The 26,021-nt window shown below is 28.8% G+C and carries 24 protein-coding genes; all 24 read left to right on the top strand.

Annotated features, from left to right (window positions below):
• Window positions 1-40: 40 nt before the first annotated feature.
• The 24 genes from GPX08_RS16820 to GPX08_RS16705 all read left to right on the top strand — a co-directional run bounded on the left by GPX08_RS16820 (window position 41) and on the right by GPX08_RS16705 (window position 26,000).
• Window positions 41-1,795: an ATP-binding cassette domain-containing protein gene (locus GPX08_RS16820; RefSeq protein ID WP_156627968.1), complete on the top strand. Its 1,755-nt coding sequence runs from the start codon at window positions 41-43 to the stop codon at window positions 1,793-1,795.
• Window positions 1,792-3,603: an ATP-binding cassette domain-containing protein gene (locus tag GPX08_RS16815; RefSeq protein ID WP_156627967.1), complete on the top strand. Its 1,812-nt coding sequence runs from the start codon at window positions 1,792-1,794 to the stop codon at window positions 3,601-3,603. Before GPX08_RS16820 ends, GPX08_RS16815 begins: the two co-directional genes overlap by 4 nt.
• Window positions 3,596-4,000: a hypothetical protein gene (locus tag GPX08_RS16810; RefSeq protein ID WP_156627966.1), complete on the top strand. Its 405-nt coding sequence runs from the start codon at window positions 3,596-3,598 to the stop codon at window positions 3,998-4,000. The genes GPX08_RS16815 and GPX08_RS16810 overlap by 8 nt, the downstream gene beginning before the upstream one ends.
• A gap of 330 nt (window positions 4,001-4,330) precedes the next feature.
• Window positions 4,331-6,766, top strand: a complete 2,436-nt coding sequence (locus tag GPX08_RS16805) for a heavy metal translocating P-type ATPase (protein ID WP_156627965.1) — start codon at window positions 4,331-4,333, stop codon at window positions 6,764-6,766.
• Between the two features lie 21 nt (window positions 6,767-6,787).
• Window positions 6,788-6,997 carry a heavy metal transport/detoxification protein gene (locus GPX08_RS16800; RefSeq protein WP_156627964.1) on the top strand — a complete coding sequence of 70 codons (210 nt, stop codon included), beginning with the start codon at window positions 6,788-6,790 and terminating at the stop codon, window positions 6,995-6,997.
• A gap of 198 nt (window positions 6,998-7,195) precedes the next feature.
• Entirely contained in the window at window positions 7,196-8,269 is a 1,074-nt protein-coding gene (gene ytvI, locus GPX08_RS16795) for a sporulation integral membrane protein YtvI (RefSeq protein WP_156627963.1), read from the top strand.
• 31 nt (window positions 8,270-8,300) lie between these two features.
• Window positions 8,301-8,729, top strand: coding sequence for an NUDIX domain-containing protein (locus GPX08_RS16790; protein WP_156627962.1), 429 nt, complete (start codon window positions 8,301-8,303; stop codon window positions 8,727-8,729).
• 54 nt (window positions 8,730-8,783) lie between these two features.
• Window positions 8,784-9,374, top strand: coding sequence for a hypothetical protein (locus tag GPX08_RS16785; RefSeq protein WP_156627994.1), 591 nt, complete (start codon window positions 8,784-8,786; stop codon window positions 9,372-9,374).
• A 176-nt stretch (window positions 9,375-9,550) separates the two neighbouring features.
• Complete coding sequence (locus GPX08_RS16780; RefSeq protein ID WP_156627961.1) at window positions 9,551-9,910, top strand: metalloregulator ArsR/SmtB family transcription factor; 360 nt, start codon at window positions 9,551-9,553, stop codon at window positions 9,908-9,910.
• Between the two features lie 15 nt (window positions 9,911-9,925).
• Complete coding sequence (gene cadA / locus GPX08_RS16775) at window positions 9,926-12,169, top strand: cadmium-translocating P-type ATPase (RefSeq protein ID WP_156627960.1); 2,244 nt, start codon at window positions 9,926-9,928, stop codon at window positions 12,167-12,169.
• Between the two features lie 480 nt (window positions 12,170-12,649).
• Window positions 12,650-13,291: a redox-sensing transcriptional repressor Rex gene (locus GPX08_RS16770; protein ID WP_156627959.1), complete on the top strand. Its 642-nt coding sequence runs from the start codon at window positions 12,650-12,652 to the stop codon at window positions 13,289-13,291.
• Window positions 13,292-13,487: 196 nt separating this feature from the next.
• Window positions 13,488-14,270, top strand: a complete 783-nt coding sequence (locus GPX08_RS16765) for a short-chain-enoyl-CoA hydratase (RefSeq protein WP_156627958.1) — start codon at window positions 13,488-13,490, stop codon at window positions 14,268-14,270.
• Window positions 14,271-14,357: 87 nt separating this feature from the next.
• Window positions 14,358-15,497 carry an acyl-CoA dehydrogenase gene (locus GPX08_RS16760; protein WP_156627957.1) on the top strand — a complete coding sequence of 380 codons (1,140 nt, stop codon included), beginning with the start codon at window positions 14,358-14,360 and terminating at the stop codon, window positions 15,495-15,497.
• Between the two features lie 15 nt (window positions 15,498-15,512).
• Complete coding sequence (locus GPX08_RS16755) at window positions 15,513-16,292, top strand: electron transfer flavoprotein subunit beta (protein ID WP_156627956.1); 780 nt, start codon at window positions 15,513-15,515, stop codon at window positions 16,290-16,292.
• Between the two features lie 20 nt (window positions 16,293-16,312).
• Window positions 16,313-17,320, top strand: coding sequence for an electron transfer flavoprotein subunit alpha (locus GPX08_RS16750; RefSeq protein WP_156627955.1), 1,008 nt, complete (start codon window positions 16,313-16,315; stop codon window positions 17,318-17,320).
• Window positions 17,321-17,469: 149 nt separating this feature from the next.
• Entirely contained in the window at window positions 17,470-18,312 is an 843-nt protein-coding gene (locus GPX08_RS16745; protein ID WP_156627954.1) for a 3-hydroxybutyryl-CoA dehydrogenase, read from the top strand.
• A 188-nt stretch (window positions 18,313-18,500) separates the two neighbouring features.
• On the top strand, window positions 18,501-19,442 hold the full coding sequence (locus tag GPX08_RS16740) for an 8-oxoguanine DNA glycosylase (protein ID WP_156627953.1): 942 nt from the start codon (window positions 18,501-18,503) through the stop codon (window positions 19,440-19,442).
• A 217-nt stretch (window positions 19,443-19,659) separates the two neighbouring features.
• Complete coding sequence (locus tag GPX08_RS16735; RefSeq protein WP_156627952.1) at window positions 19,660-20,613, top strand: ATPase; 954 nt, start codon at window positions 19,660-19,662, stop codon at window positions 20,611-20,613.
• Window positions 20,614-20,783: 170 nt separating this feature from the next.
• Window positions 20,784-21,344 carry a hypothetical protein gene (locus GPX08_RS16730; RefSeq protein WP_156627951.1) on the top strand — a complete coding sequence of 187 codons (561 nt, stop codon included), beginning with the start codon at window positions 20,784-20,786 and terminating at the stop codon, window positions 21,342-21,344.
• A gap of 235 nt (window positions 21,345-21,579) precedes the next feature.
• Window positions 21,580-22,056, top strand: coding sequence for a PTS N-acetylgalactosamine transporter subunit IIB (gene agaB, locus GPX08_RS16725; protein ID WP_156627950.1), 477 nt, complete (start codon window positions 21,580-21,582; stop codon window positions 22,054-22,056).
• Window positions 22,057-22,315: 259 nt separating this feature from the next.
• Window positions 22,316-23,089 carry a PTS N-acetylgalactosamine transporter subunit IIC gene (locus GPX08_RS16720; protein ID WP_156627949.1) on the top strand — a complete coding sequence of 258 codons (774 nt, stop codon included), beginning with the start codon at window positions 22,316-22,318 and terminating at the stop codon, window positions 23,087-23,089.
• Complete coding sequence (locus tag GPX08_RS16715) at window positions 23,079-23,897, top strand: PTS N-acetylgalactosamine transporter subunit IID (protein ID WP_156627948.1); 819 nt, start codon at window positions 23,079-23,081, stop codon at window positions 23,895-23,897. The genes GPX08_RS16720 and GPX08_RS16715 overlap by 11 nt, the downstream gene beginning before the upstream one ends.
• 152 nt (window positions 23,898-24,049) lie before the next feature.
• Entirely contained in the window at window positions 24,050-24,778 is a 729-nt protein-coding gene (locus GPX08_RS16710; protein ID WP_156627947.1) for a UTRA domain-containing protein, read from the top strand.
• Between the two features lie 58 nt (window positions 24,779-24,836).
• Window positions 24,837-26,000: an SIS domain-containing protein gene (locus GPX08_RS16705; RefSeq protein WP_156627946.1), complete on the top strand. Its 1,164-nt coding sequence runs from the start codon at window positions 24,837-24,839 to the stop codon at window positions 25,998-26,000.
• Window positions 26,001-26,021 lie beyond the last annotated feature (21 nt).

Here is a 26,021-nt window from a genome sequence, read left to right as displayed (position 1 = left end):
TAAAGTCAAATACTAATGCTATTTTGAAGGAGAGAGATTAATGTATTTTAGATTAGAGGATATATATATTAATAATAAATCTAAAAAAATACTTTCCAAAGCTATTATAGATATAAATAAGGTTGGAATATATTTAATTAAAGGAAAGAATGGTAGTGGAAAAACAACTATTGCTAAAACTTTGTTTAATAGCTATCCTAAGCTTATTTCACTTATGCTACAGGAAAATGATTTGATATTTAAGGACATATCAATATTAGATAATATTGATATGTATCAGGATAAAAAAGATAAAATTTTAAATGTGCTCAAAAAATATAATTTAACATATTTAATTGAAAAAAACTCCAAGTATTTAAGTGGAGGGGAAAAAAGAGTAATTTCTCTCTTAAGAATTTTATTTTCAGATAGAAAAATAATTATATTAGATGAGCCATCTAATGATATTGATTATAAAGTGTTTGCAAGAATATATGAACTAATTAAGGAATTTTCTAGAAAAAAAGCAATTGTAATTATTAGTCATGATGATAGATTTGATGAGTATGTAAAAAAATACGAAATTAAAGATGGAGAATTATGTTTATTAGAAGAAGTAAATAAGAACATTGAATCTATAGATGAATTGGAATATACTAACATAAAAAAAATAAAAAATAATAATAAAAATCATAACTTTATTTTTTATTTCTGCTTTATCATAAGTTTAATTTTCTTCATATATAGCATACTCAATAATTTTCACTTATTAAAAAATGAAGAATCATATTCAAAATATAAAAAAGGATTATATCATATAAGTAGTTTAATGGGAACTAATATAAGTGAATTTAATGATTTAGATTCATTAAATACCACATTAATTAAATCGGCTTTAAAGAAAAATAAATTACAATATTTTAATGAATTAGACAATGAATCAAAACGATTAGAAATAGGATTAGAATTTCATGGAGATACAATTGAAAAAGTATATCCTCAACAATTTTATAATTTAGATAGTAAATCATATTACGATATTGAAGAGAAGATGGAAGAGGAAATACTGAAAAATATTAACAATCAAAATATCAATATATCATATACAACATTTTTAAAAGATTTTTTAAATAGTGATGAAATTCCACAACCTCAAGTAATATTGCCCCTTTCATTGAAAAATCAAAATATTTTAGATTATTTTCAGAAATATGAATATGATGTAATTTTTGAAAATGATATTAATGATACAATTTTTATTGATTTTAATGAAATGCTTTATAATGAAACTTTACTAAAATACTCTGAAAATAATGAAAAGAATATAACAACAGAAGCTATTGTAAAGATTAAGGATAATGTTGAGTTTTTGGATTTCATTATTGAAAGTGGATTTGATAAGCAGTCTTTTTTAATTCAGGGATATGAACTATATTTGTTAAACATAGAAATAAATAATTTTAATATATGGAAGATAATAATTAAAACTTTAATTATCTATTTTATTTTAATTATTGCATTACTATATGTTGTTATAAATATTTACGAAGTATCAAACTCAAAAAAATATAGAAATTATTATTATTATGGCTTTCCGATAAGTGAAATAAATAGATATCAGAAAGATTATTATTTAATTAGATATTTTTCGGTATTTGCATGTAGCATTACTTTAATTACTGCAGGTTGTATATTTGTTTTATATAAAAGTTATATAATGATAGTTACCTTTTTATTATATATTTGTTGTTTAAATATTATTATTATAATTATACGAAAATTTTTGAAAGTAAAATTAAGGAGATTAATTAAATGAGGGTTAAAGATTTCTTGCTAAAAAGGGGAAAATTAAAAGTAAATATTAATAATGTGGATTTTTCAAAAAAAGGAATATATGTATTAAAAGGTGAAAATGGAACAGGAAAAACTTCATTTATTGAAACAATTTTAAAAAAGAATAAATATACTGATGTAATAAATAAAGAGTCTAATATTTCATATTTTTCTCAACAGTTATATAAATACTCTATTAGTGCAAGAAAATATATTGGAACTAAAAATACTAGGTTATTGGAAAAGTACTGTAAACTATTTGATGTAGATTATTTAGATAGAGATATACTAGAAATTAGTGGAGGAGAATTTGTTAAACTTTCGCTAATAAGATGTTTAGTTAAAGATACCCCTATATTAATTCTTGATGAACCTACTAATAACCTAGATAATGGGACTACAGAAAAGGTTCAAGTAGTATTAAATGAACTTAGTAAAAACAAAACTATTATAGTATCAACACATGATGAAAGATTAAATTTAGATTATCATACAGAGTATATATTTGAAGGCGGAGAAATTATTAAAAATTCAAAAGAGGATAATAAATATGGGAATGTAGAATATGAAGAATCAAAAGTAAAACAAAATCAAAATATATTTTCGTATATTTTCCAATCTAAATTTAATAAACTAATGATAAGTTTAATTTCAATATTATTAATTATTATTTCATTGATTGCTGCGAGTTTCATTAGATTTAATGTACCATTAGAAAGTAAATTAGATAATAATAATTATATTGAAATTTTGTTTATAGCTGAACCGTATGCGTCTTATATAGAGGCTACAGTGCCTAAAGCAGAAATAGAATCAAAATATATAAATGCAAGTGATTATTTCGATTCGAAGGAGTTAATAGACTTAGGGAATAGAGACTTTGTTGATAAGTTATATGTTATTGATCAGGGATATCTTAATGAAATTAATAATGAGTCAGATGAACTTAAAATTTTCTCTATACCTAATAGTATAACTGATTCGCCAAACTATCAACGTGCATATCCAGGATGCGAAGGGTTCTTAATAGCAGGAAGATTGCCAACAGATAATGAATTAGAAGCAGTTGTATCATATGAACAAATGCAAAAACAATGGAATTATACTGGAGATATAAATAAAATAATTGGAACAGAAATCAAGTTAAATAATAAAAACTATAGGATAGTTGGATTAACTAATTTGCCAGTTGTAACAATTTCTTTTGAAAATAATTCTAAGAATGCTTATGGTGTTATTGAAGTTCATAAAAATTCAGAAGATAGTTTAAACAATATATTAAGTAAAATGAGTAACCAAGGATATGATAAGTCAGATTTGTTTTATAGAAATATTTTTGTTGAATATAATGAGGGTAGTGAAGAAGAGTTGATGAACTATCTTGTTAAGCACGGTCCAAGTTATCAATATTATTCTAATTACGCAAATGATATTGTTACTTATTATAAATATAAAAGTATTTTACCTAAAATGATTATAGTATCCTTATTATTATCAATATCTTCTTGTGTATTATTAATAATTACTAGTAGAAGGTCATTTATTATAATTGATGAATATATAAAAGATATGGATAATATAAATTTTAAACCAATAAAAAATATATCAAATTTGTATAAGGTACTATATGCTGATTTCTTGATTTTATTACCAATTGTTATAATAATTGCTTATGTAATTCTAGGGAGTTCATTAGGGTTACTAATGATGCTACCATTTTTATTAATATGTTCAATGACATTTATGTGCGCTATTTCAATATTGAGAGTTATAGATAAAAGAAATGTTTAAGTATTACATTTTTTTTATAATTATATCAATATTACATGAATTAGGTCATTTTATAGCGCTTAAATTTTTTAAAGTAAAAGTTGATAGAATTGTAATAGGTAACGTGATTTATAAAAAGATTAAAAAGATAAGATTATCTCCAATTGTTTTAACATGTTATATTGATTTTTCATCAAAAGGATATGAAAAATTGAATCTATTTGCTAAGCTAATTATAATTATTTCAGGACCTTTGATGAATTTTATTATATTCATATTACTACCAAAGGAGCAAGTGGTATACAAATTTATTACATTATTAGTTGGAGTAAGCTCATTAATGCCAGTTCCATTTTTTAATACAGATGGGATGAATGCTATAAAAGAAATACTTAAATATAAAAAGGTTAAGGTATAAAATCCAAACAGAGGGTAGTAGTATTTAGATATTAAAAATAAAAAGTAGTATACTTTAGTAGAAAGATATCTTTCTACGACTTATAAATTATTAATAGGGATTTTATTTAACTTGCATAAAAAAGGTTGTAATTTAAGTTTAGGCTTAGGTTACAACCTTTTTATTTTGCATCTAATATGCTTAAATAATAAAAAATATTTCAAAAAGGTATTGCAAAATCAAAAAGTTGGAATATAATAAAACTATACCACCCCCTGGGGGTGGGGGTAAAAAGAATAGGAATTATCTTTTTATATAAAATATAATTATGATCTAAAGGAGATGAATGCTTTGAAAGATAAATATAAGATAAGCGGAATGACCTGTTCTGCATGTGCAAATAGAATCGAAAAAGGTGTAAGCAAGATGGAGGGTGTTAAAGAAGCAAATGTAAACTTTGCAACTGAAACTTTAAATGTAGAGTATGATGATTCTGCACTTAAGCCATTAGATATTGAAAATAAGGTTGAGAAGCTAGGCTATAAGGTAGAAAAAAATATTGAATCTCATAACTATAAGATAGAAGGGATGACATGTACTGCCTGTGCAAGTAGAGTTGAAAAAGTTACAAATAAAATGCCAGGTGTTGAGAATGCTGTAGTTAATTTTGCAACAGAAAAGTTATCAATAAGCTTTGATGCAGATAAAGTAACTTTTGGAGAAGTTAAGGCTACTGTTGAAAAAGCAGGATATAAGTTAATAAGAGAAGAAGATAATGTTAATAATGAAGGAAAAAAAGTTACTGAACAAAGTAAGTTATTAAAAAGATTAATATTATCATTAATATTTACAGTTCCACTATTAATAATAACAATGGGACATATGGTGGGTATGCCACTGCCAGAAATTATAGATCCAATGATGAATCCATTGAACTTTGCTATTATTCAATTAGTATTAACTCTTCCTGTAGTTTTAACAGGATATAAGTTCTATTCTATAGGATATAGAAATTTATTTAAGTTAAGTCCTAATATGGATTCTTTAATTGCAATAGGAACTAGTGCAGCATTTATTTATAGCCTTTATGGAACTTATCAGATTTATATGGGTGATGCACATTTTGCAATGATGTTATATTATGAAGCGTCAGCAACAATATTAGCATTAATTACACTAGGTAAGTATTTGGAAGCTGTTTCAAAAGGAAAGACATCTCAAGCAATTAAAAAGCTTATGGGATTAGCTCCAAAAACAGCAACTATAGTTAGAAATGGTAAGGAAATAGTTCTTCCAATTGACGAAGTTATTGTTGGTGATATAGTTATTGTTAAACCAGGTGAAAAATTGCCAGTTGATGGTGAAGTTGTTGAAGGAAATACATCAGTTGATGAAGCTATGCTTACAGGGGAAAGTATTCCTGTAGAAAAGACTGTTGGAAGTAAGGTAATAGGTGCAAGTATTAATAAAACAGGATTTATTAAATATAAAGCAACTAAGGTTGGTAAAGATACTGCATTAGCTCAAATTATTAAGCTAGTTGAAGATGCTCAAGGATCAAAGGCTCCAATTGCAAAAATGGCTGATATAATATCATCATACTTTGTACCAATAGTAATTGGTCTTGCTATATTTGCAAGCGTAGCTTGGTTAATAGCTGGAGAAACTGGAACATTCTCATTAACTATTTTTATAGCAGTTTTAGTTATAGCGTGTCCATGTGCATTAGGTCTTGCAACACCAACAGCTATTATGGTTGGAACAGGGAAAGGTGCTGAGTATGGAGTATTAATTAAAGGTGGAGAAGCCTTAGAAGTTACTCATAAAGTTGATACTATTGTATTTGATAAGACAGGTACAATCACAGAAGGCAAGCCAGTTGTTACTGATATTGTTACAAAGAATATATCTAAGGATGATTTATTAGTATTAGCTGCAAGTAGTGAAAAAGGTTCAGAACATCCACTAGGAGAAGCTATAGTAAAGGGTGCAGAAGAAAAGAATCTTTCATTAAAAGAGATATCTAACTTTAAAGCAATTCCTGGACATGGAATTCAAGTTGAAATAGAAGGAAAGACTATATTACTTGGTAATAAGAAATTAATGGTTGGGAACTCTATAGAAATTGGAGATTTAGGAAATGAATCTGATAGATTAGCTAATGAAGGTAAGACACCTATGTATATTGCAATAGATAATACATTAGAAGGAATAATTGCTGTTGCAGATACAGTTAAGTCAAGCAGTAATGAAGCAATTGAAAATCTTCACAAAATGGGAATAAAGGTTGCAATGATTACTGGAGATAATAAGAAGACAGCTGATGCAATTGCTAAGCAAGTTGGAATAGATATAGTATTATCTGAAGTATTACCGGAAGATAAGGCTAGTGAAGTTAAGAAGCTTCAAGAAAAGGGTAGTAAGGTAGCAATGGTTGGAGACGGAATTAACGATGCTCCAGCATTAGCACAAGCTGATATTGGAATTGCCATAGGAACAGGAACAGATGTAGCTATAGAATCAGCTAATATAGTTCTTATGAAGGGCGATTTAAGAGATGTATCTACAGCTATTAAATTAAGTAAAGCAACTATTAGAAATATAAAACAAAACTTATTCTGGGCATTTGGATATAATGTTTTAGGAATACCAGTAGCTATGGGATTATTACATGTATTTGGTGGACCTTTATTAAACCCAATGATTGCTGCAGCTGCAATGAGTTTAAGCTCAGTATCAGTATTAACAAATGCATTAAGATTAAGAGGATTTAATCCTAATAAATAATTAGTTAAGGAGAAATGAAGGATGAAAAAGAAGATTTTAATTGAAGGAATGAGTTGTAATAATTGTGTAGCTCATGTGACTGAAGCATTAAATGAGTTAGATGATTCAAAGAACGTAGAAGTAAATCTAAATGGAAAATATGCATTAGTTGAAACAAATGTGCAAGATGATATCATAACTGAAAAGATCGAAGATATGGGATATGATGTTGTTAAAATACAAAATATTTAGGTAGAAATAGAGGCTGATATTCATTAGAGTATCAGCCTTTTTTATGGATATATTATAGATATTAATATTTTTAAGTAATATTTAAGAAATGAAAAATATATTTTTGAAAAATTTAGGTGTATAATCTAATAAAATACCTTAATGAATTAGAAAATTATAAATATTTAAGGAAATTGTAGTATGTAAAAGGAGAAAAAGATGGGAACGGAGAAGAAGAGGGAATTTATAATAAACGTAATTTATCTACTGATTATAGGTGCTATTTTATATATTACTTTAAAATATGCCCTTGGATGGTTTTTACCTTTTGTAGTTGGATTTGGTATAGCCTTTATTCTTAAGCCAGTAATAAATTTAATTACTAAAAAATTAAAAATTAAGAGGAAGGTTGTAGCTGGATTAACAGTTTTAGTTTTTTATGCAACAGTAGGAGCTTTATTTACATTATTACTATTTAAGCTTGGATTAGTGATGAAGGATTTATTTACAAAGCTACCAAGTTTATATGTAAATACTATTGAACCTTTAATATATGAACTAGCTGCTAAGGCAGAAGATATTTTAGTTAATTTAGACCCTGCATTACTTGATGCTATTAAACAAACTATAACATCAATAGCTGATTCTTTAGGATCTATAATTTCAAGTGTATCTTCAGGAGTTGTTTCTTTTATAACATCAACAGTTTCTGTAGTTCCTAGTTTCTTTGTAATAGTTATTTTCTCTATAATTTCATCATTCTTTTTTGCTATGGATTATGAAAAAATTACAGGGTTTGTAATGAGACAGTTTTCACCTAAAGCAAGAGAAATTGTATTAGATATTAAAGAATATATTGTAGGAACTTTATTTAAGATAATAAAGGCATATTCAATAATAATCAGTATAACCTTTATAGAGCTTTCAATTGGGCTTTCTATACTTAGAGTTGAAAATGCTATTGCAATTGCATTCTTAATTGCTTGCGTTGATGTATTACCTGTTTTAGGAACAGGTGGAATAGTAATACCTTGGATATTTATTGAGTTATTTAAAGGTAATATATTCTTAGCTGTTGGATTAACTATAATTTATGTAGTAATTACTGTAATTAGAAATATAATTGAGCCTAAGATAGTTGGTGGGCAAATAGGATTACATCCTTTGATTATACTAATGTGTATGTTTATTGGTGTTAAGATATTTGGATTCCTAGGATTATTTTTATTACCTATAATAGTAATAATATTAAAAAATTTAAATGATAGTGGGAAAATACATATTTTTAAATAGTATGTAAAAGTAAAAACATTAGGAGAATGGTATGGAAATAGAATTTTATGAAAGTGGTAGTGTTGAAAATGAAAAACTATTATATGCAATAGTAGTTTCTAGATATAATGGTAAGTGGGTTTTTGTAAAGCATAAGGAAAGAACTACTTGGGAAATACCAGCTGGTCATAGGGAAGAAAATGAAGATATAAAATACACAGCTGAAAGAGAGCTTTTTGAAGAAACAGGAGCAGAAGAACATAATATAACATATATATGTGATTATTCCTTAAAATTTGAAGGCGATAAAAGTTATGCTGCATTATTTTTTGCTGAAATAGATAAACTAGGAGAATTACCTGATTATGAAATTGGAGAAGTGAAATTTTTTGATGATATTCCAGAAAATCTTACTTATCCTAATATTCAGCCTAAGTTGTTTTATAAGGTAAAAGAAGAAATAAAAAAATTTGTTTTTTAATATATATAGTATTATTATTAAATTATAAATAGCAAACGGGGTGAGTAACTTATGATGATGAATACTCATAAGTCTTTAGCACAACAGTTTATTAACGGCCTAGGAGATGACAAAAGTTTTATAATCAGTAGTGGGCATTTTATATGGGGAAATTTAAAACCTGACGCAGCATCTAAATATAAATTTAAAAAGCATTATTTTGATGAAAGTTTTGATATGATAGTTAAGAAGATTGAATTTTTATCTGCCTTAACATTAGATGATATTTATATAAGATATTCAGTAGGAAAATTTAATCAGGAGTTAGGAGTAATATGTCATTTCTTATGTGATTACTTCTGTGTCCCACATTTTCAAAGATGGGAATTTAAAAGTCCTAGTGCTGTAAAGGACCATGTTCTATACGAGAATGACCTAAATAAATATGCTAAACTTTGCACAATAAGAAGAGATATAAATACTAGTTTAACATCAGAAGATATAAGAAAATATATAATAAGCCTTCAAAAAGAATATGAAGGTAGCGTTTCTTATGAGAAGGACTTAATATATGCAAGTCATATATGTAATACAGTAATGCACTTAATATTAGATGAAGTAATTTTAAACCAAAGGTTAAAAGAGCATATAGCTTTAGTTATATAATATTGAAACTCAGAATTTCTGGGTTTCTTTTTTTATTTTTTGGGGAAAATATATTTAAAAAATATATATATTTAAAAGGCAAATAATGTTGACAAAAAAATGAAATATTCATATAATATAAACAAAGGAACATATGAGTAGATGTTCATATGTTAAAATGAATGGAGGAAGTTTTGATGGAAGGAAATAAAGTTGAAAGCTGTAATTGTACTATAATTCATAAGGATGTAGTTGAAAGAGTTAAAGAAAGCTTACCAGATGAAGAAGTTTTATATGACTTATCAGATCTTTTTAAAGCTTTTAGTGATTCTACAAGAATAAAGATATTACATGCACTGTTTCAAGAAGAATTATGTGTTTGTGATTTAGCGGCTTTACTAGAAATGACCCAATCTGCTATTTCACATCAGCTAAGAGTTTTAAAAGCTAACAAGCTTGTAAAGTTTAGAAGAGATGGAAAGGTAATATATTATTCCCTAGCAGATGATCATATTAAGCATATCTTCCATGAAGGCTTTAAGCATATATTAGAATAAGGAAGTGGTGATAAAATGAGTAACAAAGATATTAAACTAGTATTATCAGGATTAACATGCGCTAACTGTGCTAATAAAATAGAAACAAGAGTTAATGATTTAGATGGAGTAAAGGAAGCTAATTTAAATTTTACAACTTCCACTTTAATAATAGAAGTAGATGGTAGTAAAGAAGCTGAAGAATTAGTAGTTAAGGCCAAAGAAATAATAAATAAGCTTGAGCCAGAAGTTAAGGTTTATAATAAGAATGAAGTTAAGGAACCAATAATAAATACTTCTTCTTGTACTAATGGAACTTGTTCCATAGTAGAAAATTCAGGTGATAAAGATAGTCATAATCATCATTCTCATAGTGACTCTCATAGTCACTCCCATGAAGAAGGACATGGCCATTCTCATGAACACGATCATTCTCATAGTGAACCAATAACTTTAAAGGAGAACTTAGCTTTAATAATAGGAGTAGTAATATACGCAATTGCAATAGCATTTAAAAATGGATCTACATTAAATACAATATTATTTGTAGTAAGTTATCTTTTAATAGGTGGAAATGTTTTAATTACAGCATTTAAAAATATAATAAGAGGAGAGATCTTCGATGAAAACTTCTTAATGACAGTAGCTACTTTAGGAGCATTCTTTGTTGGAGAATATCCAGAAGCTGTAGCAGTTATGTTATTCTATGAAGTTGGTGAGTTATTCCAATCTTATGCTGTTAATAGATCAAGAAAATCAATAACTTCACTTATGAATATAAGAGCTGATTATGCTAATGTAATAAGAAATGGTATAGAAGAGAAAGTTAATCCAGAAACAGTTAATATAGATGAAGAAATTATTGTAAGACCAGGAGAAAGAGTACCTCTAGATGGTGTTGTTATAGATGGAACAAGCTTTGTAGATACTTCAGCTTTAACTGGAGAATCAGTTCCTAGAGAAATATCTGTAAATGAGGAAATTCTAGCTGGATGTATTAATACTAATGGAGTTTTAAAAGTTAAGGTAAGCAAGAACTTTAAAGAATCAACAGTTTCAAGAATCCTTGAATTAGTTGAAAATGCTTCAAATAAAAAAGCTCCAACTGAAAAGTTTATTACAAGATTTGCAAGAGTGTATACTCCAATAGTAGTATTCCTAGCTTTAGCACTTGCAATAATACCTCCTTTGGTAATGAAGGATGCAACATTTAATGAATGGATATATAGGGCATCAATATTCTTAATAGTATCTTGTCCATGTGCATTAGTTGTATCTATACCACTTGGATTGTTTGCAGGTATAGGTGGTGCATCAAGAAAAGGAATATTAGTTAAGGGTGGAAATTATTTAGAAGCTTTAAAAAATATAGATACAGTAGTATTTGATAAAACAGGTACTTTAACTAAAGGTGTATTTAAAGTTACAGAAATAAATAATGTAAATATAGAAAAAGAAGAATTATTAAAAGTTGCAGCTATTTCAGAAAGTAATTCAAACCATCCAATAGCTCAATCAATAATAAAAGAATATGGCAAAGATGTTACTTCTGTAGAAATTAAAGATTATGAAGAAATAAGCGGACATGGTATTAAAGCTAGCATAGATGGATTGGAAGTATTAATAGGGAACCACAAGCTTATGGAAAAATTCAATATAGCTTATAATAAGGTGGATTCTATAGGTACTATAGTTCATATTGCAATAAATAATGAGTACAAAGGCAATATAGTAATATCTGATGAAATAAAAGAAACATCAAAAGAAGCTATAAGTGAATTAAGAGAAATTGGTGTTAAGCAATCAGTAATGTTAACAGGAGACAATAAATCTGTAGCAGATAAGGTTTCAGGAATGATAGGTTTAGATAAAGTATATTCAGAATTATTACCTGGAGATAAGGTAGAAAAATTAGAAGAGATAATTAATAACAATAAGTCAGATGGTAAAGTAATATTTGTTGGAGATGGTATAAATGATGCTCCAGTTCTAGCAAGAGCAGATATAGGTGTTGCTATGGGTGGTATAGGATCAGATGCAGCTATTGAAGCAGCAGACGTAGTTTTAATGAAGGATGATCCAAAGGCTTTAGTAGATGCTATAAAAGTAGCAAGAAAAACTAATAAAGTATTATGGCAAAATATAATATTAGCATTAGTAGTTAAGGTATTAGTATTATGCTTAGGTGCCTTAGGAATGGCTAATATGTGGGAAGCAGTAATTGCTGACGTAGGAGTAACTGTATTGGCAGTAATAAACTCAACTAGATGTCTTAAGTAAATGCCTAAAATTATTTATTGACAAAAATCGATGTTTTTCTTATAATGATTTAGGTTGAGAACATTCAGGCAAAAGGGAGCATGCTAGATTTTACTTTAAGTACAAGTTAGCTTGTATAATTGAGACTTATGTATAACGTATCTGCTAAGTTATACATAAGTCTAATTTTTTATTTAGTAAATTGTTAAAAATATTAATAAACAATATTGTTTATTTGTTTTGATTATTTTAAAATAGTATTAAGCAGAATAAAATATGAATATAAAATTAAATAATTATGTTGAAAATAATCTAAATTTTAACAGTATATAGGTGGAAACTTTGGTAAAAAATTAACTTTATTTTTATGGCTTTTAAAAAAGTTTGTTAAATACATAACTTGGAGTGTTTTAAAATTGCTAAAAAAGTGGTAAACTATTGTAAAATGGATTAATGTTTGATTTAATTTAAAAATATAAGAAAATTAGGAGAAGAATTATTATGGATAAGAAAAAGAATATTTCAATGGCCGTAATTAAGAGATTACCTAAATACCATAGATATTTACAAGAATTATTAAAAAATGATGTAGATAGAATTTCCTCAAAGGAATTAGGGGAAAAGATAGGATTTACGGCGTCACAAATTAGACAAGATTTAAATTGCTTCGGAGATTTCGGGCAACAAGGATATGGATATAATGTTAAGGATCTTTACAATCAAATTAGCTTAATATTAGGACTGAATAGAGAGTATAAAGGTATTATAATCGGTGCTGGTAATATAGGGCAAGCAATTGCTAATTATAGCAGATTTTCTCAAGTAGGACTTAATATAGGAGCAATATTTGATGCAAACCCTAAACTTATAGGAATGAGAATTAGGGATATTGAAATTGAAGATATTGACGTGTTAAAAAGTTATTTAAGAGAAAACGTAGTTGATATTGGTATAATTTGTGTACCAAGAATAAATGCTCAAAAAGTATGTGATATTTTAGTGGAAAATGGAGTAACAGGTATATGGAATTTTGCTCCTGTTGATTTAGTTGTTCCAGAAGATATTACAGTAGAAAATGTACATTTATCAGAAAGTTTACTAACGCTTATATACTTATTACACGATAAAGATGAAAATAATTAGTAAATTAAGACATGGGTTTATTTAGAAATAGTTATTGCAAAAGAAAATTTAAGAGTTTATAATAATAATTGAAGCATCGCTTCAATTATTTTTTAATTTCAATTGTTATAAGATTAACAATTAAAATTAATTAATATTCATATTATGTTATTAAAAAAAATTATATAATCATGGTTAAAAGGGAGGGAACTTTAACATGGAATTAAAAAACATAATCCTTGAAAAAAATGAACACTTAGCTGTTGTTACTATCAATAGACCTAAGGCATTAAATGCATTAAATTCAGAAACATTAAAAGACCTAGATATAGTTCTAGAAGACTTAGAAAAGGATAACAATATCTACTGTGTTATATTAACTGGTTCTGGAGAAAAAGCTTTTGTAGCTGGAGCTGATATATCTGAAATGAAAGACTTATCAGAAGAAGAAGGAAGAAACTTTGGGCTTTTAGGAAATAGAGTTTTCAGAAGATTAGAAAAACTAGATAAGCCTGTAATAGCTGCTGTATCTGGATTTGCTCTAGGTGGCGGTTGTGAGCTTGCAATGGCTTGTGATATTAGAATAGCTTCTGAAAAAGCTAAGTTTGCTCAACCTGAAGCAGGACTTGGAATTACACCAGGTTTTGGTGGAACTCAAAGATTACCTAGATTAGTAGGTGAAGGAAAAGCAAAAGAACTTATTTATACTTGTGCTACTATTAAGGCTGATGAAGCGTTAAGTATTGGATTAGTAAATAAGGTAGTTCCTTTAGAATCATTAATGGATGAAGCAAAGGCTATGGCCAATTTAATTATAGCTAATGCTCCAATAGCAGTTAAACTATGTAAAGATGCAATAAATAGGGGAATGCAAGTTGACATAGATAAGGCTGTTGAAATAGAAGCAGAGGACTTTGGTAAATGTTTTGCAACAGAAGACCAAAAAGAAGGTATGACTGCTTTTATGGAAAGAAGAGCTAAAAATTTTTCTAACAAATAGTCGGAAAAAATAAAATATATAAAATAATTATAATATTTGAAATTTAATTATTTCATTTTAAGTTGCAATATCGAGGAGGTATAATTAATGAATTTCCAATTAACTAGAGAACAAGAATTAGTAAAGCAAATGGTTAGAGAATTCGCTGTGAATGAAGTTAAGCCAATAGCTGCTGAAATTGATGAAACAGAAAGATTCCCTATGGAAAATGTTGAAAAGATGGCTAAACTAGGAATGTTAGGAATTCCATTTTCTAAAGAATTTGGTGGAGCTGGTGGAGATACTCTTTCTTATATAATGGCAGTTGAAGAGTTATCTAAGGTATGCGGAACTACAGGAGTTATAGTTTCAGCTCATACATCACTATGTGCATCTTTAATAGATCAATTCGGTACTAAGGACCAAAAGGAAAAGTATTTAACAGACTTAGCTACTGGTAAAAAGCTTGGTGCTTTTGGATTAACTGAACCAGGTGCTGGTACAGATGCAGCAGGACAACAAACTGTAGCAGTTAAAGATGGAGACAATTATATATTAAATGGATCAAAGATATTCATCACTAATGGGGGAGTGGCTGAAACATTTATTATATTTGCAATGACAGATAAATCTAAAGGAACTAAGGGTATTTCAGCATTTATAGTTGAAAAAGACTTTGAAGGTTTCTCAATTGGTAAGAAAGAAGAGAAGCTTGGAATTAGAGCATCATCAACTACTGAACTAGTAATGAGTAACTGCGTAGTTCCTAAGGAAAACTTAATTGGACAAGAAGGTAAGGGATTTGGAATAGCTATGAAAACTCTTGATGGAGGAAGAATAGGTATTGCAGCTCAAGCTTTAGGTATTGCTGAAGGTGCTTTTGAAGAAGCAGTTAATTATATGAAGGAAAGAAAACAATTCGGAAGACCATTATCTGCATTCCAAGGATTACAATGGATGATAGCAGATATGGATGTAAAAATTGAAGCAGCTAAGCACTTAGTTTATAAAGCAGCATGGCTTAAAGACAACAAGCTTCCATACAGTGTAGAAGCAGCAAGAGCTAAGCTTTATGCAGCAGAAGTAGCTATGGATGTAACTACAAAAGCTGTTCAAATCTTTGGTGGATATGGATACACTAAAGAATATCCAGTTGAAAGAATGATGAGAGATGCTAAGATAACTGAAATATATGAAGGAACATCTGAAGTTCAAAAGATGGTTATTTCAGGAAGCGCTTTAAGATAAGGGGAGGATTTATAAATGAATATAGTAGTTTGTTTAAAACAAGTTCCAGATACAGCAGCTGTTAAAATTGATCCAAAAACAGGAACACTTATAAGAGATGGAGTTCCATCAATAATAAATCCAGAAGACAAGCATGCGTTAGAAGCTGCTTTAACAATAAAGGATAATAATGGAGGAAAGGTTACTGTAATCAGTATGGGACCTCCACAAGCAAAAAATGCTTTAAGAGAAGCTTTATGTATGGGAGCTGATGAAGCTATCCTTATTACAGATAGAGCTTTTGCAGGAGCTGATACTTTAGCAACATCTAAGGCATTAGCTGGAGCATTAAAGAAATTAGAATATGATATAGTATTCGCTGGAAGACAAGCTATTGATGGAGATACAGCTCAAGTTGGACCAGAAATAGCAGAACACTTAAATATACCTCAAGTAACTTATGTTCAAGATGTAAAGGTAGAAGAAGATGGTTTATTAGTAAACAGAGCTTTAGAAGATGGATATGAATTAATTAAAGTTCAAGCTCCAGTTCTTTTAACAGCAATTAAAGAATTAAATGAACCAAGATATATGAATGTTCAATATATATTTGACACAGCTAACAAAGAAATTCAAATCTGGTCAGCAGATGATATAGATGTAAATAAAGAAGAGCTTGGACTTAAAGGTTCTCCAACTAAGGTTAAGAAGACTATGACTAAGGAAACTAAGGGAGCAGGAGAAATAATAAATGAAGTTCCACAAGAAGCTGCAAAATATGTATTAGCAAAATTAAAAGAAAAACACTACATCTAAGATTTGGGAGGTAAATGAAGATGAGTATAGCAGATTACAAAGGCGTTTGGGTATTTGCTGAGCAAAGAGAAGGAGAACTTCAAAAGGTTTCTCTAGAATTACTTGGTGAAGGTAGAAAGATTGCAGATAAATTAGGGGTTAAATTAACAGCACTTTTAATAGGAGATAATGTAAAAGGATTAGCTGATACATTAGGAAGACATGGTGCTGATGAAGTATTAGTAGCTGAAAATGAAGGGTTAAAACATTATACAACTGATGGTTATACAAAGGTTATTTGTGACTTAGCAAATGAGAGAAAGCCAGGAATATTATTTATAGGTGCAACATTCATAGGTAGAGACTTAGGTCCAAGAGTTGCAGCTAGATTATCTACAGGATTAACAGCTGACTGTACAGTTTTAGATGTTGATGTTGAAAAAGCAGATTTACTTGCAACAAGACCTGCTTTTGGTGGTAACTTAATGGCAACAATTGCTTGTCCAGATCATAGACCACAAATGGCAACAGTAAGACCAGGAGTATTCTCTAAGCTTGCTGATGAAGACAGAAAGTTCACTGTTGAAGAAGTAGCAGTTGAATTAAAAGATTCAGATATAAGAACTAAAATAGTTGAAATAGTAAAAGAAACTAAAGAAGTAGTAGATATAAGTGAAGCTAACTTTATCGTTGCTGGTGGTAGAGGAGTTGGTTCTAAAGAAAATGTTAAGCTTTTAGAAGAATTAGCAGAAGCTTTAGGCGGAACTGTAGCTGGATCAAGAGCAGCTGTTGAAAATGGCTGGATTGATAAGGAATATCAAGTAGGTCAAACAGGTAAGACAGTAAGACCTAACATTTATATAGCTTGTGGTATTTCAGGAGCTATCCAACACGTTGCTGGTATGCAAGATTCAGATCTTATAATAGCAATCAATAAGGATGCTAGTGCTCCAATTATGCAAACAGCTGATTATGCTGTAGTTGGAGACTTATTAAAAGTAGTACCAGAAATGACTGCACAATTAAAAGCATTAAAAGACAATGAATAGTTAAAATTGGAAAATGAGTAATTTATAATGTATAATGTAGAATGAAGGAAATAACTCAGGCAAGCTGAGTTATGAACTTAAGGTAATTTAGCCCTTGGCTAAATTACCTTAATTATCAATTATATATTAAAAATAGGAGGGTGTTTTAAATGGAAAAGATTTTTGTTATAGGCGCTGGAACTATGGGTGCTGGAATAGTTCAAGCTTTTGCTCAAAAAGGTTATGAAGTTATAGTTAGAGACATAAAGGATGAATTCGTTGAAAGAGGAATTAATGGAATCTCTAAAGGATTATCTAGATTAGTAACTAAAGGAAAAATGACTGAAGAAGATAAAGAAGCAGTTCTTGGAAGAATATCAGGAACTACAGATTTAGCACTTGCTGAAGATTGTGACTTAGTTATTGAAGCTGCTGTAGAAAATATGGAAATTAAGAAAAGCATTTTTGCTGAATTAGATGGAATCTGTAAAGAATCTACTATTTTAGCTTCTAATACTTCATCTTTATCTATTACTGAAGTTGCTTCAGCTACTAAGAGACCAGATAAGGTTATAGGAATGCACTTCTTTAACCCAGCTCCAGTAATGAAGCTAGTTGAAGTTATAAGAGGAATAGCTACATCTCAAGAAACTTTTGATGCTGTAAAAGAATTATCAGTAGCAATTGGAAAAGAGCCAGTAGAAGTTGCTGAAGCTCCAGGATTTGTAGTTAACAGAATACTTATCCCTATGATAAATGAAGCTACTTTCATTCTTCAAGAAGGAATTGCTTCAGTAGAGGATATAGATACTTCAATGAAATATGGTGCAAACCATCCAATGGGACCATTAGCATTAGGAGATCTTATTGGATTAGATGTATGCTTAGCTATTATGGATGTTTTATATAATGAAACTGGAGATAGCAAGTACAGAGCAAGCAGTCTTTTAAGAAAATACGTTAGAGCTGGATATCTAGGTAGAAAGACTGGAAGAGGTTTTTACACTTACTAAAAATTAAGATATATATTACCGAAAAAAGGCCTTGCTTCCTTATGAGCAAGGCCTTTTTTCAATTAACAGTTAACAATGTTCAATTAATTGTTAACTATTAATTGATAATTGTCATAATCCTTATGGTATAATTAAGGAATAGTTTGTTTGTTTTAAGGGGATAAATAAATTGTATATGAGGTGAAATAATGAATTTTGAAAAAGTAAGTTTTGAAGAAAATAAAGTAGTTTTAGAAGGTCTAAAGAACTTTGATATTAAGCAAATATTAGAGTGTGGCCAATGCTTTAGATGGGATAAAATTAGTGATACAAATTATATAATTGTAGCTTATGGAAGAGTAGTAGAAGTATTACAAGAGGGGGATAAGGCTACTATATATAACTCTAATGAAGAAGATTTTAATAATATATGGATTAATTATTTTGATTTAGAAAGAGATTATGATGAAATTAAGTCTGTATTAGCTCAGGATGAAATTTTAAGAAAAAGTGTAGAGTTCGGATATGGAATTAGAATTTTAAATCAAGATCCTTTTGAAATGTTAGTAAGCTTTATAATATCAGCTAGAAATAGTATTCCATCAATTAAGAAGACTGTTAAGAAGATATGTGAAGCATGGGGAGAAAGAATAGTATATAAGGGAGAGGAATATTATACATTCCCAACACCTTTGGCAATTAAAAATGCAACTCTAGAGGATATTCAAGGAACAGGAGCTTCTTTTAGAAGTAAATACATAGTAGATACTATAAAAAAGGTTAATGAAGCTATAGAGGTTAAGGAAGATATGGAGAAAAATCCTAATAAGTATAGTGAAAGACCTGAAATTTTAGATTTTGATTTAGAATATATTAAATCTTTAAATGATGATGAATGTCATGTAGCATTACAAAAATTTATGGGAGTAGGAGCTAAGGTTGCTGATTGTATAATGTTATTCTCAATGGCAAAACATTCAGCTTTCCCAGTAGATGTATGGGTTAAGAGAGCAATGATCTATTTTTATGTAGCACCGGATGTATCTTTAAATAAGATGAGAGTATTTGCAAGAGATAAGTTTGGAGCTTTCTCAGGTATGGCTCAGCAATATCTTTTCTATTATGCTAGGGAAAACAAGATAGAAGTTTAGTATAAAAATAATTAAAATATTAGAGAAATTTCAGAAAAATCCGATTTTAGTAACATATTATATTGGAAAATTTTCTTAATAATTATATAATTAGATTAGTGGGTTTTTATATACTATAGCTATAATATACATAATTTATTTGTAGTAATAAATAGAATAATAGTAAATATCCAATAATAAATAATAAAATTTTTAAGAGTATGTAGGGGGAAGAAGTATGTATTATTTAGGAATTGACGGTGGCGGAACTAAAACAAGATATCTATTAGTAGATGAAAAGCTTAATAAAGTAGCTGATGTTGAAGGTTCTACTATTCACATTCATCAAGTAGGAGTTGAAGGGATTCAAAAAGAATTAACTGAAAATATTTCAAAGGTTTGTGAAGAAGCTAAGATATCAGTAAATGATATAGCATATGCTTTCGCAGGAGTACCAGGATATGGTGAAAGCCTTGAAGATATGAAGAAGATTGATGCGGCTATAAAAGAAGTTATGGTAATACCTTACTCAATCGATAATGATTCAGTTAATGGTTGGGCAGGAGGAACTGCTTGTAAGCCAGGAGTTAACATAGTAGCAGGTACTGGAAGTATAGCTTATGGAAGAAATGCAGAAGGCAAGCTTGCTAGATGTGGTGGATTTGGACCTGGAATAGGTGATGATGGTGGAGCATATTGGATAGCTTTAAAGACTATCAATGAATACACTAAGCAAAAAGATGGAAGAAAAGAAAAGACTGCTTTATTTGATATATTAGAAAAAGAATATAATATTACTTATCAATATGAAATAGTTGATGTAGTATTCAATAGATTACAATTTAACAGAACTGAAATAGCTAAGTTTGCAACTATATGTTGCTTAGCAGCTGATGCTGGATGTCCTGTATGTAAAAACATATTTAGAGAATCAGCAGCTGAATTATTTAGCCATATTCAAGCTATATCTAAGATATTAAACTTTACTGATGAATTTGTAGTTTCATATACTGGTGGAGTGTTTAAAGCTGGTAACCATGTGTTAGAACCACTACAAGAAATGATAGATGAATCAGGATTAAAGTGTCATCTACAAGAACCTGCATTAGATCCATGGAATGGATCAGTATTATTAGCTTACTCTTTAGCAGGAAATACTGTACCAGATAATGCAAAGGATATTTTAAAATAGATTAATTAATAAAATTGTATGAGCTTAATATATAATTCTTATTATATATTAAGCTCTATTTTTATTATTAAGGAAATTTTAGAGTACTAAGGTTATTATTTCAAATTTACCTATTTAAACATTTACAAGTGTGATATAATAAAGTTAATTTTATAGGGGGAGTTGGTGTAATGAAATATTTAATTGAATTACTAGTGCTAGCTGCAATAACATTTACCTTAATATTTATATCTACTTTTAATATTGCAAATAGTACATTAAAAGAAAAAGTTAAGAGATCATGGGCAGGAATAATTTTAATGTTACCTATTATATCTTTAATTGGAGGTATATTTTTTTTACTATTCCAACTGGTAGTGATGTTATTAGGAGTTGATATTTATTTCTTAGATGTCTTTATAATAGGTTTATATGGAGTATTAATACTATTTGTTGGCGATTTTTTTAGTAAAATTATAATTTCTAATGTAAGTTCTGGGATTTTATCTAGGAAGTATAATGCGGAAAAATTAACGGAAAAAGAGATGTTTAGCATCTTTGAAAGTCATGAAAAAACTATAAAAATGTGGTCATATATACTAATGTTTTTAATAAGTTTATTAATTTATACAGTTATAATGAAACTAAGTATAAATGAGATAAATGCTATGTTTATAGGGATTATTTCTCTTATAAATACTCTAGGATATATCCTGTTTTTTAGAAGGAAAACTTCAGTTGTAGCAGAATAAATAATAATAAATTTAGAGATAAACTAATAGTTAATTTAAAGAAAGTTTAAGTTGATTATTAGTTTTTTCATATACATAAATAGGAAAATTTATCAAATTTCATTGTCGAAAATAAAAGAGTGAAAATTCTAAAAATATTTAAAAAAACAATTGACACATAAGAGGGAAACATTTACAATAAAACCATAGTGGTAGTTACCACTTGGTATTATTTATAATTTATGGAGGTGTTACAATGCCAAATATACTATTAACAAGAGTTGACAACAGATTGATTCATGGACAAGTTGGAGTTACTTGGGTAAATCATTTAGGTGCAAATTTAATATTAGTAGCTAATGATGAAGTAGCTAATGATCCAGTACAACAAAACTTAATGGAAATGGTAGTTCCAGATGCTATTCAAACTAGATTTTTCACTTTAGAAAAAACTATAAATGTAATACATAAGGCTGCCGATAGACAAAAGATATTTCTAGTATGTAAAACCCCACAAGATGTATTAAAACTTATGGAGGGTGGAGTTCCGGTTAAAGAGCTAAATATAGGGAATATGCACTTTAGCGAAGGAAAGGAACAAATATCATCTACTGTTTCAGTTGATGAGAATGATAAGAAAACTATTAGAAAGATATTAGATCGTGGTGTAAAGGTAGAAGTTAGAAGGGTGCCTGAGGAAAAGGTAGAGATTGATATTAGTAAATATGTTTAGGGTACAGATTGAGTAGCTATATATATTTCAATAAATAATCTGCATTTTAAGAATCATAGTATTTTAAGTAAAAAAATGATTTTAAAAGTAGGACACATAATTAAAAGCATATATAGTTTAACTTTTATATAAGTTGATTGTGTAATTACTAACTAACACATTTTACAAATAAAATACAACCAAAAAAATGTAGAAGCTTTATTACAATTTATATATCATTATTTTATTTTAATATAATTTATAGGGAGGTTTAAAAATCATGGAAAACGTTTTTATGCAAGCGTTATTAATTGCTATCTGGGCTGGTATTGCTGGGGTTGATATGTTCGATGGGTTAACTCACATACACAGACCAATAGTAACAGGTTTAGTAGTTGGACTTATTTTAGGTGACATGAAAACAGGACTTATAGTAGGAGGAACTTTAGAACTAGTATGGATGGGTATGGTACCGCTAGCAGGTGCTCAACCACCAAACGTTGTTATTGGGGGAATAATTGGGACAAGCATAGCTATTTTAGGAAAGCTTGAGCCTCAAGCAGCAATAGGTATTGCAGTTCCATTTGCAGTAGCTGCTCAAGCTGGTATAACATTACTATTTACAGCATTCTCACCAATAATGCATACAGCAGATAAATATGCTGAAGAAGCAAATACTAAGGGAATTGATAAAATTAACTATTTAGGAATGGCTATATTATTTGTTTCTTACTTTATATGTGCTTTCTTACCAATATACTTTGGGGCAGACAAAGCAGCTGCTATAGTTGCTATGATACCTGAAAAGTTTATAGGTGGATTAGGTGTTGCAGGTGGAATGATGCCAGCTATAGGTTTTGCAATGTTACTTAGAGTTATGTTTAAAAAGGAATATATGGCTTTCTTAATTGGAGGATTCGTATTAGTTGCATACTTACAAATTCCTATACTTGCATTAGCTTTAATAGGGTTAGCAATTGCAATGTATGATTACTATTTAAAATCAAGTCAACCAGTACAAGTAGTAAAGGAGGAATATGAAGATGGAATCTAATTCAGGATATAAGAACCCAAGTACAGAGAAAGTAATTACTAAAAAAGATTTAAATAAGATGATTTGGAGATCATTCTTCCTTCAAGCATCATTTAACTATGAAAGAATGCAAGCTTGTGGATGGTTATACTCTTTATTACCAGGATTAAAGAAAATCCATACTAATAAAGAAGACCTTTCAGCAGCTATGAAAGATCATTTAGAATTCTTTAATACTCACCCGTTCTTAGTTAACTTTATAATGGGATTAATAATTTCAATGGAAGAAAGTAAGCAAGATAGAAATACAATAAGAGCTATTAAGGTTGCAACAATGGGACCTTTAGGTGGTATTGGAGATGCTTTATTCTGGTTAACTGCACTGCCAATAATAGTTGGTGTAGGTGCTGAACTTGCTATCAATGGAAATATTGCTGGTCCATTTGTATTCTTACTAGCATTTAATGCATTACATTTTGGACTAAGATGGTTCTTAATGAGTTATGGTTATAATACTGGTGTTGGAGCAATAGCTACACTAAAAGAGCAAACTAAGAAGATTTCTCATGCTGCTTCAATTATTGGAATCACTGTTGTTGGTGGACTTATAGCTTCAATGGTTAGCTTATCTACACCATTAGTTATAACTGCTGGTAAAGCATCTGTTGAATTACAAACAGGTGTTTTAGATATGATAATGCCAAAATTATTACCAGCACTTTATGTATTCTTTGTATATAAACTACTTAAGAAGGGGAAATCCCCAGTAGTTTTAATACTTATAACAGTAGTTGTTGGTGTTGTTGGAAGATACTTAGGAATATTATAAAATAATCAGGCTTGGACCTAAATAAATACTTTAGGTTCAAGCCCTGATAAAAATAAAATTTATGAAAATAAAGGGTATAAAGATTAAGGGTACTTTTTTTGAAAAAGATATTTATGGTATAATAGTGTTATAGAATAATGAGGTGAAAAGATATGAATGCTATAGATAAAAATTCGAGAACGCCATTATACTTACAGTTAATGAATATCCTAATTGATATGATTGAAAATAAATTAGAAGAGGACTCTCAAATACCATCTGAAAGAGAAATATGTGAGGTTTATGATGTAAGTAGAACTACTGTTAGGCAAGCTATGGATGAACTTGAAAAGGAAGGGTATATATATAAAGTTCATGGTAAAGGAACTTTCGTATCTCCAAGAAGAATGAATCAAGATTTAATTGCTTTTTATTCTTTTACAGAAGAAATGAAGAAGTTAGGAAAAGAGCCAAGTTCTGAAGTAACTGGTTTTGAAATAGTTCAAGCTGGAGATAGTATAAGTAATATATTTAAAATAGAAAATGAAGACTTGCTTTATAAGATATCCAGAATAAGAAAAGCTGATGGAATTCATATGATGTATGAGACTACCTATATTCCTTATGGAAGATTTAAAGGAATAACTAGAGAAGAACTAGAAGAGAAGCCTCTTTATGATGTTTTAATGAAAGAATATAATGTAAGGATATCTTCTGCAGAAGAATATTTCAGACCTATTTTAACTAATAAAATAGAAAGTGTTTACTTGGATATTAAAGAAGGATCTCCAAGTTTAAAAATAGAAAGATTTACTTATGAAAAGAACAGTGTCATTGAATATACAGTAAGTGTAGCTAGAGGAGATAAGTTTAAATATAGGGTTAAATTGAATAATAACTAAAAAAATAAAATTTTATAATTACTGGTAATGACAACATTACAAGTTGGGGAGGTAACATATGATATTTGGAATGGATATAGAAAAGATAAAAAGTCTAGGTGGAATTTTTACAGCAACTGAAATTAGGCAACAACCTAAACTTTGGATAGAAACTTATAAAATAATAGAAGATAGTAAAGCTATAATAGAGAGTTTTTTAAGTAAAAACTTGAAAAGTAATACAAGAATAATTTTAACTGGTGCTGGTACCTCAGATTATATTGGAGATACTATTTATCTTCATTTAGCAAAAAAGCTTAATTTAAGAGTTGAAGCTATAGCGACAACTGATTTAGTATCAAATCCTGCAGAATTTATTGAAGAAGATGTACCAACTATTTTAGTATCCTATGCAAGATCAGGAAATAGTCCAGAAAGCTTAGGAGCATATAACATTTTTCAGGAAAATGTGAAGGATATAGCTCAAATCATTGTTACATGTAATGGAAATGGCGGGTTAGCTAAAAAGAGCAAAGAAAATGAAAATAGTCTTTGTTTGACAATGCCTGAATTGTCTAATGATAAGAGTTTTGCTATGACAAGCTCCTTTAGTTGTATGCTTTTAGCATCATTATTAATCTTTGATATTAAGAATTTAGAAGGTAATAAAAAGTACTTAGATATAGTAGTAAAGCAAGGGGATTTCATCTTAGATAATAACTGGAGAGATGTTAAAGAATTGGTAGATTTAAATCCAGAGAGAGTAGTTTATTTAGGCTCAGGATTATTAAAGGGATTAGCACAAGAAATGGCTCTTAAAAATTTAGAATTAACAAGTGGTAAGATGGTAACTGTTTGTGAATCTATACTTGGATTTAGACATGGTCCTAAGTCAATTATAAATGATGATACTTTAGTTATATGTATGAATTCTACTAATGAATATACAAATCTTTATGATGTAGATCTAATTAAAGAAATACATGGGGACAATGGTAATCATAAATTAGCTGTTATAAGCTATTCAAATGCTAAGGAATTAAGTAACTATTGTAATAAATATATAACTATAGATGGTGAAGAAGTACCTGAAGTATTTACTGTATTTAACTATATATTATTTGGTCAAATGTTTGGATTCTTTAATTCATTAAATTTAGGGATTTCTCCGGATAATCCGAGACCAGATGGAACAGTTAATAGGGTAGTAAAAGGTGTAGTTATACATAAGTACGAAAAATAGTTATAAGGGTGAGGGAGTAAA

Origin of the sequence: Clostridium tertium (assembly GCF_902652255.1) — a bacterium.
Taxonomy (GTDB): Bacteria; Bacillota; Clostridia; order Clostridiales; family Clostridiaceae; genus Clostridium; species Clostridium tertium_A.
This window is presented reverse-complemented; position numbering and strand designations above follow the sequence as displayed.

Bases quoted from the DNA above. Each gene is read 5' to 3' on its own strand.
- GPX08_RS16820 (WP_156627968.1), top strand. From the start codon at position 41: ATGTATTTTAGATTAGAGGATATATATATTAATAATAAATCTAAAAAA.
- GPX08_RS16815 (WP_156627967.1), top strand. From the start codon at position 1,792: ATGAGGGTTAAAGATTTCTTGCTAAAAAGGGGAAAATTAAAAGTAAAT.
- GPX08_RS16810 (WP_156627966.1), top strand. From the start codon at position 3,596: ATGTTTAAGTATTACATTTTTTTTATAATTATATCAATATTACATGAA.
- GPX08_RS16800 (WP_156627964.1), top strand. From the start codon at position 6,788: ATGAAAAAGAAGATTTTAATTGAAGGAATGAGTTGTAATAATTGTGTA.
- ytvI (WP_156627963.1), top strand. From the start codon at position 7,196: ATGGGAACGGAGAAGAAGAGGGAATTTATAATAAACGTAATTTATCTA.
- GPX08_RS16790 (WP_156627962.1), top strand. From the start codon at position 8,301: ATGGAAATAGAATTTTATGAAAGTGGTAGTGTTGAAAATGAAAAACTA.
- GPX08_RS16785 (WP_156627994.1), top strand. From the start codon at position 8,784: ATGATGAATACTCATAAGTCTTTAGCACAACAGTTTATTAACGGCCTA.
- GPX08_RS16780 (WP_156627961.1), top strand. From the start codon at position 9,551: ATGGAAGGAAATAAAGTTGAAAGCTGTAATTGTACTATAATTCATAAG.
- cadA (WP_156627960.1), top strand. From the start codon at position 9,926: ATGAGTAACAAAGATATTAAACTAGTATTATCAGGATTAACATGCGCT.
- GPX08_RS16770 (WP_156627959.1), top strand. From the start codon at position 12,650: ATGGATAAGAAAAAGAATATTTCAATGGCCGTAATTAAGAGATTACCT.
- GPX08_RS16765 (WP_156627958.1), top strand. From the start codon at position 13,488: ATGGAATTAAAAAACATAATCCTTGAAAAAAATGAACACTTAGCTGTT.
- GPX08_RS16760 (WP_156627957.1), top strand. From the start codon at position 14,358: ATGAATTTCCAATTAACTAGAGAACAAGAATTAGTAAAGCAAATGGTT.
- GPX08_RS16755 (WP_156627956.1), top strand. From the start codon at position 15,513: ATGAATATAGTAGTTTGTTTAAAACAAGTTCCAGATACAGCAGCTGTT.
- GPX08_RS16750 (WP_156627955.1), top strand. From the start codon at position 16,313: ATGAGTATAGCAGATTACAAAGGCGTTTGGGTATTTGCTGAGCAAAGA.
- GPX08_RS16745 (WP_156627954.1), top strand. From the start codon at position 17,470: ATGGAAAAGATTTTTGTTATAGGCGCTGGAACTATGGGTGCTGGAATA.
- GPX08_RS16740 (WP_156627953.1), top strand. From the start codon at position 18,501: ATGAATTTTGAAAAAGTAAGTTTTGAAGAAAATAAAGTAGTTTTAGAA.
- GPX08_RS16735 (WP_156627952.1), top strand. From the start codon at position 19,660: ATGTATTATTTAGGAATTGACGGTGGCGGAACTAAAACAAGATATCTA.
- GPX08_RS16730 (WP_156627951.1), top strand. From the start codon at position 20,784: ATGAAATATTTAATTGAATTACTAGTGCTAGCTGCAATAACATTTACC.
- agaB (WP_156627950.1), top strand. From the start codon at position 21,580: ATGCCAAATATACTATTAACAAGAGTTGACAACAGATTGATTCATGGA.
- GPX08_RS16720 (WP_156627949.1), top strand. From the start codon at position 22,316: ATGGAAAACGTTTTTATGCAAGCGTTATTAATTGCTATCTGGGCTGGT.
- GPX08_RS16715 (WP_156627948.1), top strand. From the start codon at position 23,079: ATGGAATCTAATTCAGGATATAAGAACCCAAGTACAGAGAAAGTAATT.
- GPX08_RS16710 (WP_156627947.1), top strand. From the start codon at position 24,050: ATGAATGCTATAGATAAAAATTCGAGAACGCCATTATACTTACAGTTA.
- GPX08_RS16705 (WP_156627946.1), top strand. From the start codon at position 24,837: ATGATATTTGGAATGGATATAGAAAAGATAAAAAGTCTAGGTGGAATT.